Origin of the sequence: Pseudoroseomonas ludipueritiae (genome assembly GCF_014490445.1) — a bacterium.
GTDB lineage: Bacteria > Pseudomonadota > Alphaproteobacteria > Acetobacterales > Acetobacteraceae > Pseudoroseomonas > Pseudoroseomonas ludipueritiae.
On the sequence record NZ_JACTUZ010000156.1, the window covers coordinates 1 to 10,509 of the forward strand.

The window sequence follows — 10,509 nt, forward strand, 5'->3', positions numbered from 1 at the left end:
GTGCTGGCTGCCGCCGGCATGCCGGCGGACTGGACCATGGCCGCCATCGTCGGCGCCGCGGGGCTGGAGCCGGCGCTCGCGGCCTTGGCGCGCGGCGGCACCCTGGCCGTGGCCAACAAGGAAGCGCTGGTCTGCGCCGGCGAGATCGTGCTGGCCGCCGCCCGCGCTTCCGGCGCCACCATCCTGCCGGTGGATTCCGAGCACAACGCCATCTTTCAGGCGCTGGACGCCCGCGACCCCTCGGTGGTCGAGAAAATCATCCTGACCGCTTCCGGCGGCCCCTTCCGGCAGGCCAGCCTGGAACACATGGCGCGCGTGACGCCGGAGCAGGCGGTGGCCCATCCGGTCTGGTCCATGGGCGCCAAGATCAGCGTCGACTCCGCCACCATGATGAACAAGGGGCTGGAGCTGATCGAGGCCGCGCGCCTCTTCTCGGTGCCCGAGGATCGCATCGAGGTGCTGGTGCATCCGCAATCGGCGGTGCATGGGCTGGTGCAGTATGCCGATGGCTCGCTGCTGGCGCAGCTCGGCTCACCGGACATGCGCACGCCCATCGCGCATGCCCTGGCCTGGCCGCGGCGGATGCATGTGGATGTGCCGCGCCTTGATCTCGCGGCCCTGGCGAAGCTGGAGTTTTACGCGCCGGATACCGTGCGTTTCCCCGCGTTACGTCTGGCCCGTGAGGCCTTGCGGGCCGGGCAGGGCGCCACCACCATCCTGAATGCCGCCAACGAGGTGGCTGTCGGGCTGTTCCTTGGCCGCAGGCTGGGCTTTCTCGACATCGCCGCAGTGGTGGAGGAAGTGCTGGCCTCGCTGGGCTCGCCCGCCGTGCCGGACCTCGCCGCCGTGCTGGCATTGGATGCCGCGGCGCGGCAGGATGCGACCGACCGGGCGGCCCGCCGCGCGGCCTGACCCATTAAGCCCCGCCGGGGGGCGGAGATACGACCTTGGAATTCCTGTCCGACGGACTGCGCAGCATCATTGCCTTCATCGTGGTGCTGGGCGTGCTCGTCTTCGTGCATGAGATGGGCCACTACCTCGCCGCCCGCTGGCGCGGCGTGCATGTCGAGGTCTTCTCCATCGGCTTCGGCAAGGTCATCAAGAGCTGGACGGACCGTCAGGGCACCGAATGGCGCCTGTCGTGGCTGCCGCTGGGCGGCTTCGTGAAGCTGCACGGCCAGGAAGGCCCGGGCGACGCCACCGAGCAGCAGATGGCCCGCTGGATCGAAGGCCGCACCTTCCACAACAAGCCGGTGCGGGACCGCGCCATCGTGGTCGCCGCCGGCCCGGCCGCCAATTTCATCCTGGCCGCCGTGCTCTTCGCCGGGCTCTACATGAGCATCGGCCAGCCGCTGCCCAGCGCCACCGTGGGCACGGTGATGGAGGGCAGCGCCGCCGCCAGCGCCGGTCTGCAACCGGGCGACCGCATCCTGGCCCTGGACGGCGAGGAGGTGCGCCGCTTCGAGGACGTGCAGCGCCACATCCAGCCGCGCGCCGGCCAGCCGGTGCAGGTCCGCGTCGCGCGTGAGGGTGGAGAGCAGACCCTGACCGTCACCCCCGGTGTCCGCGAATCGGACGGCAACCGGGTGGGCGTGCTGGGCGTCACCGGCGGCGCGCCGGAATTCCGCCGGCTGAACCCGCTCAGCGCAATGGCCGCCGGCGTGACGCAGACGGTGGACATTACCGGCCAGACCTTCGCCGGCATCTGGGAGATGATCACCGGCCGCCGTGGCACCGAGGACCTGGGCGGGCCGCTGCGCATCGCGCAGCTTTCGGGGCAGGTGGCGCAGCTCGGCCTTGTCAGCCTTGTCACCTTCATCGCGGTGCTCTCGGTGAACCTGGCGCTGATCAATCTTTTTCCCATCCCGGTGCTGGATGGCGGCCATCTGCTCTTTTACGCGGCCGAGGCCATCCGTGGCCGCCCGCTGCCGCCGCGCGCCATGGAATACGGCTTCCGGGCGGGACTCGCCGTGCTGGCGGCCTTGTTTATCTTCACCACCTGGAATGACATCACCCGCCTAGTCCCGCTTGGCTGGGTTTCCAGGCTCTTCGGCTGACAAGCTCACGCCTCGCGTGTGCAACCTGTTGCAATCGAAGGTGAAGGCTGCATAAACGGCAACGGTCCCGTGGGGCTGGCGGGGGAGGACCTTCCCGGCTAGTCTCCGGCCGCTCCCGGCCCGTCAGAGGCCTCGATCCATTCTCCAGGTCCTGGGACCGAAGCACTTGCACGCCACACGCGCCCTTCTGCTCGCCGCTACCTGCCTGATCCCCGTGCTGCTGCCGCCCTCGGCGGAAGCGCAGCCGCAGCGTGCCCAGGCACGCCGCCCGGCTCAGGCCGCCGCCCGCCCGACCGGCGAGGTGATCCGCACCATCGACGTGCGCGGCAATCAGCGCATCGAGGCGGATACCATCCGCTCCTACATGCTGCTGCAGCCCGGCGACCGCTATGACACGGATCGCCAGGACCGCAGCCTGCGCACCCTCTTCGCCACCGGCCTCTTCCGCGATGTCCAGATCGCACGGGACGGCGACCGCGTGGTGGTGACGGTGGTAGAAAACCCGATCGTCAACCAGGTGGTCTTCGAGGGGAATCGCAAGATCTCCGACGACAACCTGCGTGAAGCGGCGCTGCTGAAGCCGCGCTCGGTCTATACCGATGCCGCCGCGCAGAACGACCGCACCCGCCTGCTGGAGCTTTATGCCCGCCGTGGCCGCTTCGCCGCGCGCATCGAGCCCAAGGTGATCGACCGCGGCAACGACCGCGTGGACGTGGTCTACGAGATCACCGAGGGCGACACCGCCCTGATCTCCCGCATCAATTTCGTCGGCAACGACTCCTTCTCCGACAGCCGGCTGAAGGAAGTGGTCTCCTCGCGCGAGGAAGCCTGGTACCGGCCTTTCTCCTCCTCCGACACCTATGAGCCGGAGCGGTTGAACTTCGACCGCGAGCTGATCCGTCGCTACTACCAGCGCCAGGGCTTCGCCGATGTCGAGGTCACCAGCAGCACGGCCGAGCTGGCGCCGGACCGCAGCGGCTTCTTTGTCACCTATACCATCAAGGAAGGCCCGCGCTTCCGCGTCGGCAAGGTGGACATCAACTCCACCCTGCGCAACGTGACGGGCGGCCAGCTCCGCGACGTGCTGGAGGTCCATTCCGGCGACTGGTACGACGGCGACGCCATCGAGCGCACCGTGCAGGCGATCGAGGACAGCGCCAACCTCCAGGGCGCGCCCTTCGTCGCCGTGGAGCCGCGCCTGCAGCGCGACCTCGCCGCCAAGACCATCGACCTGACATTCGAGGTGACCGAGGGTCCGCGCTCCTACGTCGAGCGCATCGAGATCACCGGCAACACCCGCACGCAGGACCGCGTGATCCGGCGCGAGATGCGGCTGGCGGAAGGCGATGCCTTCAATGCCGCCGCCGTGCAGCGCTCCCGCCAGCGCATCCGTGACCTGGGCTACTTCAACCCGGATGTCAGCATCAACAGCACGCCGGGCTCGCAGCCGGACCAGGTGGTGCTGACCACCAATGTGACCGAGCGCGCGACGGGTGAACTGTCGCTGGGTGGTGGTTACTCCACGGATGCCGGCGCCCTGGCGGATGTCGGCCTGCGCGAGCGTAACCTGCTGGGCACGGGCATCGATGCCCGCATCAATACCACTATTGCGCAGCGCCGGAGCCAGGTGGACCTCTCGGTCACCGATCCGTCCTTCCTGGACCGCAACCTGTCCGTCGGCGTGGACCTCTTCTACATCCAGCGCGACCTCAGCGAGTATTCGGGCTACGAGGAACGCCGCGCCGGTGGCGCTCTGCGCGCGGGCTACGAGTTCAACGAGCGGCTGCGTCAGAGCTGGGCCTATACGCTTTCCCGCCGTAACGTGTTCAACGTGGATCCGCGCGCCAGCCGCTATATCCAAGAGCAGAAGGGCGTGACTTGGCTGTCGCAGATCGGTCAGACGCTGACCTACGACACCCGCGACTCCCGCCTCGATCCGCACAGCGGCTACGTGCTGCGCCTGGGTACCGACCTCGCCGGCCTGGGTGGCGATGTGGCCTATGTGCGCGCGCGGCTGGACGGCAACTACTTCATTCCCTTCGAGCGCTGGCTGGGCGATCCGGACTACGTGCTCTCCATCTCCGCCAGCGGCGGCATCATGAAGAGCTTCGCCGACAAGCCAGAGCGCATCGTTGACCGCTTCTTCCTGGGTGGCGAGAATCTGCGCGGCTTCGCCATCGCTGGCGCCGGCCCGCGTGATACCAGCACGGGCACGAACGACTCGCTCGGCGGGCGGGTGATCTGGACCCAGAGCACGGAGATGCGCTTCCCGCTGCCGCTGCCCTCCGAAATCGGTCTGCTCGGCCGTGCCTTTGTGGATATCGGCTCCCTGAGTGACGCGTCCGGCGACAATATCCGCGACGACTCGAGCCCCCGCGTGGGCGTTGGTGTCGGTGTCTCCTGGCGCAGCCCCTTCGGCCTCATCAACATCGACCTGGCGCAGGCCGTCGTGAAAAAGTCCTACGACGAGACGCAGGTCTTCCGCTTCGGCTTCGGCACCCGGTTCTGATCCTGTTCCGGCTGCCTGTTCAGCCACCGGGGGGCGGCAAGACGCCCCCCGCCCACCATGCCCGGGTCTCGGCGCGTGGCGAAGGCCACGCTCAACCCTGGCCGGCACGGAGTATTCCGATGATGGCGCGACGCGCAACGGTCGCCCTGGCGGCGATTCTGCTTTCCACTTCCGGCCTCGGCGGCGCCGCCATGGCTCAGCAGCAGCAGGACTGGTTTGTTCCAGGCCAGGGGCAGGGCGGTGCCCAGCAGCAGCGCCCGGCGCAGGCCCCGGCCCAGCGCCCGGCGCAGCAACAGCAACGCCCGGCGCAGCGCGCCGTGCAGCCCAACCCCGCCCCGCTGCCGCCGGGCGAGCAGCCGCCGGCCGCCGTGATCGGCATTGTTGATGTGCCGGAAGTGCAGCGCCAGTCCACCGCCTTCAACGGCGTGCGGGAAGAGATCGAGAAGCGCCGCGCCAAGCTGAACGACGACCTGCAAAAGGAGCAGGCTCGCTGGCGGGATGAGCAGCAGGCCCTGGCGGCCCAGCGTGCCAGCCTCTCGCCCGAGGACCTGCGCACCAAGGAGCGCGACCTGCAGGACCGCGTGCAGGATGCCCAGAAGATCTTCCGTGACCGCTCCCGCGCCATCGAGCAGGCGGCCCAGGGCAGCCTGATGGAGATCGAGCAGGCGCTGGCGGTGGTGATCCGCCAGGTGGCTTCCAGCCGCAAGGTGAACCTGGTGCTGCCCCGCCCGCTGGTGATCTTCAATGAGCCGCCCTTCGACCTGACGCCGGAAGTGGCCACGCAGCTCAACAAGATCCTGAAGAGCGTGACCGTGCCGCCCGAGGATGCCCCGGCCCCCGCCGCGGCCAATAACAACCAGCGGCCGGCCCAGAACAGCAATCAGGGCCAGCAGAACCGCCGGAACTGAGCCGGGCCATGCCCGTCGATCCGCGTTTCCACCCCGCCACGGGGCCGCACAGCCTGGCGCGCCTTGCCGAAGTTACGGGCGCGCGCATGGTGGGGGATGGCGCGCGGCTGCTGCATGGCGTGGCGGCGCTGGGCGCGGCGGGCGCGGGGGAGGTCTCCTTCCTCGATGGCCGCCGGCACCTCGCGGCGCTGGGCGAGGCCAAGGCCGGCGCCGTGGTGCTGGCCGAGGATTTCCTGGGCTCCCTGCCGGAGGGCGTGGCGGCCCTGGTTTCGCCGATGCCGCATCTGGCCTTCGCCCGCATCGCCGCCCTGTTTCATCCGGGGCCGGAGCGGCAGCCGGGCATCCATCCCACCGCCGTGGTGGCGCCGGATGCGGAACTGGGCGAAGGCTGTGAGGTCGGTCCCCATGCCGTGATCGGCGCGGGCGTGAAGCTCGGCGCCCGCTGCACCATCGGTGCCCATGTCGTGATCGGCCCCGGCTGCATCTTTGGTGACGATTGCCGGCTGCATCCGCATGCCAGCGCCAGCCATTGCATCGCCGGCCACCGCGTCACGTTGCATGGCGGGGCGCGGGTCGGCAACGAGGGCTTCGGCTTCACGCCGACGCCGGAGGGCCGCTTCTTCACCATTCCGCAGCTTGGCCGCGTCGTCCTGGGCGATGAGGTGGAGATCGGCGCCAATAGCTGCGTCGACCGCGGCGCGCTGGACGATACCGTGATCGGGCCGGGCACGCGGCTCGACAACCTGGTGCAGATCGGCCACAACGTGGTGACGGGACGGGGCTGCGTGATCGTGTCGCAGGTCGGCATCTCCGGCTCCACCGTGCTCGGTGATTACGTGACGGCCGCCGGGCAGGCGGGCTTCGCCGGCCATCTCAAGATCGGCTCCAAGGCGCGGATCGGCGCCCAGGCCGGGGTGCTTTCGGACATCCCGGACGGTATGGACATGGCGGGCAGCCCCGCGATGCCCGTGCGCGACTGGCTCCGCGCCTCTATTCACCAAAGAAACATCGGCGCCCGCGGCGGGAAGCCCGCGGCGGCGCAATCCGGCCGCACCCGGCCAGACAAGACGGACTGACAACATGGACCAGCAAGAGCAGGCGGCCCCGGAAGGGGCGGGTGGAGACCGGATCGAGGCAGTTGATATCGCCCGCATCATGCAGGCGATCCCACACCGCTACCCGTTCCTGCTGGTCGACCGCATGGTGGATGTGGTGCTGGGCCAGAGCGCCGTCGGCATCAAGAACGTCACCATCAACGAGAATTTCTTCCAGGGCCATTTCCCGACGCACCCGGTGATGCCGGGCGTGTTGATCGTGGAAGCCATGGCGCAGACCTCCGGCGTGCTGGTGGTCGAGACGCTGGGCGCCTCCGCGCGTGGCCGGCTGGTGTATTTCATGAGCATCGAGAACGCGAAGTTCCGCCGCCCCGTGGGGCCCGGTGACCAGCTGCGCATCCATGTGACCAAGGAGCGGCAGCGCGGCAATGTCTGGAAGTTCGCCTGCGTCGCCCGCGTCGATGGCACCGTGGTGGCCGAGGCGGTCGTGACCGCCATGATCGTGGGCGCCTGAGCCGGTGCCAGACCAGGTGACCAGCGTGTCGCAGGGCATCGACCCCAGCGCCGTCATCCACCCCACCGCCGTGGTGGCCGAAGGTGCCCGCATCGGTCCCAATTGCCGCATCGGCCCCTGGTGCGTCGTGAGTGCCGAGGCGGTGCTGGAGGAAGGCGTTTTCCTGCAGTCCCATGCCGTGATCGATGGGCAGGTGCATCTGGGCGCCGGCGTGCAGGTCATGTCCTTCGCCAGCGTCGGCCTGCCGCCGCAGGACCTGAAGTACAAGGGCGAGCCGACCCGCGTGGAGATCGGCGCCCGCACCGTGATCCGCGAGCATGCCACCATCCACCGGGGCAGCGTCGGCGGCCATGGCGTGACCAAGGTGGGCGCCGACTGCCTGATCATGTGCGTCGCCCATATCGGCCATGATTGCGAGCTGGACCACCACGTCATCCTCGCCAACAACGTCATGCTCGGCGGCCACGTGCACATTGCGGACACGGTGTTCGTCGGCGGTGGCGCGGCCATCCACCAGTTCGTGCGCATCGGCCGGCAGGCGGTGATCGGCGGCATGAGCGGTGTGGAGGCGGATGTGATCCCCTTCGGCGCCGTCATGGGCAACCGGGCCCGGCTGACGGGCCTCAACCTGATCGGGCTGAAGCGCCGGGGCTTCCCGCGCAGCCAGATCCATGTGCTGCGCGGCATCTACCGCAGCCTGTTCCGCTCCTCCGGCGTCTTCGAGGAGCGCTTGGCCGCCGCCGAGGCCCAGCACGGCACCGACCCGGTAGTGCGGGAGATCCTGGATTTCGTCCGCACCGACAGCCGCCGCGGGCTGTGCCGCGCCGGGCGGGAGATCGTGGACGACGAGGATTCGGCGGAGGGCTGAGCGGATGGCGCTTTCCGCCGCCACCATCGCCAAGCTTGGCTATCGCGCGCCGTTGGGAGGGCCGCTGGGCATCATCGCCGGCGGTGGCCTTTTGCCGCAGCGCGCGGCCGCTTCCGCCCAGGCGGCGGGGCGGCCGGTGCATGTCGTCGTGCTGGAGGGCTTCGGCAATCCTGCCGATTACGCCGCCTATCCGCATATCGTCTGCCGCATGGGCGCCGCCGGCCGCATGCTGGACTGGCTCCGCGCAGCCGGCGTCCGGGACCTGATCCTGGCCGGCGCCGTGCGCCGCCCCAGCTTCCTGTCCCTGCGCCCGGATGCCGGCGCCGCCCGGCTGCTGCCGCGCGTTGGCATGAAGGCCTTTGGCGGCGATGACTCGCTGCTGGTGGCCGTGGTTCAGGTGTTGCGGGAAGAAGGCTTCAACCCGCTGGAAGCCCGGCAGATCATGTCCGAGATCCTGGTGGACAAGCCAGGCGTGCTGACCTCGGTGGAGCCGGACGAGCAGGCGGTGCTGGATATCCGCCGTGGCCTGCATGTGCTGCGCGTCATCGGCGCCGCCGATGTGGGGCAGGGCTGCGTGGTGCAGCAGGGGCTGGTGCTGGCCGTGGAGGCCATCGAGGGCACCGATGCCATGCTGGCCCGCGCCGGGACGTTGCAGCGGGAGGGCCCTGGCGGCGTCTTCGTGAAAGTGATGAAGCCGGGGCAGGACCGGCGGGTGGATCTGCCGACCATCGGACCGGACACCGTGGCCGCCGCCGCCGCAGCCGGCCTGCGGGGCATTGCCATCCAGGCGGACGGCACCATTGTCATCGACCGCCCCGCGACGCTGGCCGCCGTCGAGGCCGCCGGCATGTTCGTGCTGGCCCTGGACCCCTTCGCGCCCGAATGGGCGCCTATCGAGCATACGGAGAACCCGACATGAGCAGCTTCCTGCACACCATGATCCGCGTCGGCGACCTGGACCGCAGCGTCGACTTCTACACCCGCCTCCTGGGCATGAAGGAACTGCGCCGCAACGACGTGCCGGACGGCAAGTACACCCTGGCCTTTGTCGGCTTCGCGCCGGAGAGCACAGGCGCGGGCGTGATCGAGCTGACCTATAACTACGGCGTCGAGAAGTACGAGCTGGGCAATGCCTTCGGCCACCTGGCCATCGGCGTGCCGGATATCTACGCCACCTGCGACAAGCTGCGCGCCGAGGGCGTGAAGATCTCGCGCGAGCCCGGCCCGGTGAAGTTCGGCACCACCGTCATCGCCTTCATCGAGGATCCGGACGGCTACAAGATCGAGCTGATCGAGCGGAAGCCGGCCTAACCCGCCAGTTCCAGCACCGCGCGGCACAGCGCGCCATCCGGCGCGCGCAGCGAATCCAGCAGCCGCGTGGTGCCCTGCCCCGGGGAGGCCGATCAGCCTGCCCGCGCCGCAGCCGGCCTGCCGCGCGGCATGAAATGCGGCCGATGCCGCCGCGCTCCGCCTCATCGGCCTCTCGCCCAGAGCCTGGGCGAGGGGCTCCACCGGCTTGGGTGGCCTGCGGCGGAAATCAGCCGGCGGGGGGCGCCATCAGCGGCGCCACGGCGGCGCGCAGGGCCTCCGGCACCGGGCGGGTCCGGCTCATGTCCTGCCGGTCCACATGCACATGGATGAAGTGGCCTTCGGCGCAGGCGGTATCCTGGCCGGCGCGGAAGATGCCGATCTCATAGCGGATGGACGAGTTGCCGATATGCGCCACCCGCAGCCCCACATCCAGCACGTCCGGGAAGAAGGCTGGGGCATGGTGGCGGCAGGTGGTTTCCACCACTACGGCGGTGACGGCGGAGGCGTGGTTGTCCAGGATGCCGCTGCCGTGCAGGAAGCTGGCCACCGCCGTGTCGAAATAGGTGTAGTAGACGGCATTGTTGATGTGCTGCAGCGCGTCCTGGTCCGCCCAGCGCGTCGGCACCTGGATGAAGTGGCGGTATTCCGCGCGGCGGGGGATCTGCTTCGGCATCGCTTGCTCCTGCTCGGTGCGGCGGCAGGGTAGGGCCGGGCGCTCGATTCGGCCACACTGCGGCGGAAAAACCACGGAAATCGCGGGCTTTATCCCGGCCGGGCTTCGCCGCGGCGCGTCTGGCCTGTATAGGTAGGGGCATGGTGGCGACCCTACCCGGCGCCGGCCATGCGCCCTCAAAAACCAGGACTCGCACCGCAGCCGATGTCAGCCCCCGCCGCCCAGCCCCGCTTCGAGCCTTTCCGGCTGCGGGGCGCTAATTTCAACCTGCTGGTGCTGCGGCTGCTGGATGCGCGGCCCGAGGTGATCGTCCCCGCGCTGGGGGACCAGTTCCGCCGCGCGCCGGGCTTCCTGCGCTTTGCGCCCATCGTCATCGGCCTCGATGACATCGCGGCGGCACCGCATGAGGTGGACTTCGCCCGCCTGGTGGCGGAACTGCGCAACATCGAGATCATGCCGATCGGCACCACCGGCGGCACGCCGGAGATGAAGTCGCTGGCGCAATCTGCCGGCCTGCCGCCGCTGCGTGCCGCCGGTGGGCGGGAGGAGGAGGTGCCGGTGCAGCAGCCCGCACCGCAGCCGCCGCCCCAGGCCCCCGCCGCCAGCGCCGAGCC

The 10,509-nt window shown here is 69.6% G+C and carries 10 protein-coding genes and 1 pseudogene; 10 read left to right on the top strand and 1 reads right to left on the bottom strand.

What is annotated here, in order from left to right:
- From dxr to gloA, 9 genes are all read left to right on the top strand, one after another.
- The coding region (gene dxr, locus IBL25_RS21540) for a 1-deoxy-D-xylulose-5-phosphate reductoisomerase (RefSeq protein ID WP_187780553.1) at nucleotides 1-912 on the top strand (912 nt) is incomplete at its 5' end.
- A 44-nt stretch (nucleotides 913-956) separates the two neighbouring features.
- On the top strand, nucleotides 957-2,057 hold the full coding sequence (gene rseP / locus IBL25_RS21545; RefSeq protein ID WP_187780560.1) for an RIP metalloprotease RseP: 1,101 nt from the start codon (nucleotides 957-959) through the stop codon (nucleotides 2,055-2,057).
- A gap of 166 nt (nucleotides 2,058-2,223) precedes the next feature.
- Nucleotides 2,224-4,566 (top strand): outer membrane protein assembly factor BamA, encoded by a 2,343-nt coding sequence (gene bamA / locus IBL25_RS21550; protein WP_187780554.1) that lies wholly within the window; start codon nucleotides 2,224-2,226, stop codon nucleotides 4,564-4,566.
- Between the two features lie 119 nt (nucleotides 4,567-4,685).
- Nucleotides 4,686-5,474: an OmpH family outer membrane protein gene (locus IBL25_RS21555; RefSeq protein WP_238940579.1), complete on the top strand. Its 789-nt coding sequence runs from the start codon at nucleotides 4,686-4,688 to the stop codon at nucleotides 5,472-5,474.
- Between the two features lie 8 nt (nucleotides 5,475-5,482).
- Nucleotides 5,483-6,550 carry a UDP-3-O-(3-hydroxymyristoyl)glucosamine N-acyltransferase gene (gene lpxD, locus IBL25_RS21560; protein ID WP_187780555.1) on the top strand — a complete coding sequence of 356 codons (1,068 nt, stop codon included), beginning with the start codon at nucleotides 5,483-5,485 and terminating at the stop codon, nucleotides 6,548-6,550.
- A gap of 4 nt (nucleotides 6,551-6,554) precedes the next feature.
- Nucleotides 6,555-7,043, top strand: a complete 489-nt coding sequence (gene fabZ / locus IBL25_RS21565; protein ID WP_187780556.1) for a 3-hydroxyacyl-ACP dehydratase FabZ — start codon at nucleotides 6,555-6,557, stop codon at nucleotides 7,041-7,043.
- 16 nt (nucleotides 7,044-7,059) lie between these two features.
- Nucleotides 7,060-7,911 (top strand): acyl-ACP--UDP-N-acetylglucosamine O-acyltransferase, encoded by an 852-nt coding sequence (gene lpxA, locus IBL25_RS21570; RefSeq protein ID WP_239419264.1) that lies wholly within the window; start codon nucleotides 7,060-7,062, stop codon nucleotides 7,909-7,911.
- Nucleotides 7,912-7,915: 4 nt separating this feature from the next.
- Complete coding sequence (locus IBL25_RS21575) at nucleotides 7,916-8,830, top strand: LpxI family protein (RefSeq protein ID WP_187780558.1); 915 nt, start codon at nucleotides 7,916-7,918, stop codon at nucleotides 8,828-8,830.
- Nucleotides 8,827-9,222, top strand: coding sequence for a lactoylglutathione lyase (gloA, locus tag IBL25_RS21580; RefSeq protein ID WP_120640819.1), 396 nt, complete (start codon nucleotides 8,827-8,829; stop codon nucleotides 9,220-9,222). Before IBL25_RS21575 ends, gloA begins: the two co-directional genes overlap by 4 nt.
- Before the next feature lie 226 nt (nucleotides 9,223-9,448).
- Here gloA and IBL25_RS21585 read toward each other — a convergent pair whose 3' ends face one another.
- Nucleotides 9,449-9,895 (bottom strand): acyl-CoA thioesterase, encoded by a 447-nt coding sequence (locus IBL25_RS21585; protein WP_187780559.1) that lies wholly within the window; start codon nucleotides 9,893-9,895, stop codon nucleotides 9,449-9,451.
- Nucleotides 9,896-10,099: 204 nt separating this feature from the next.
- Between IBL25_RS21585 and IBL25_RS21590 the strand changes: the two are divergent.
- A pseudogene (locus IBL25_RS21590) lies at nucleotides 10,100-10,509 on the top strand (septum site-determining protein MinC); the annotation flags it as partial.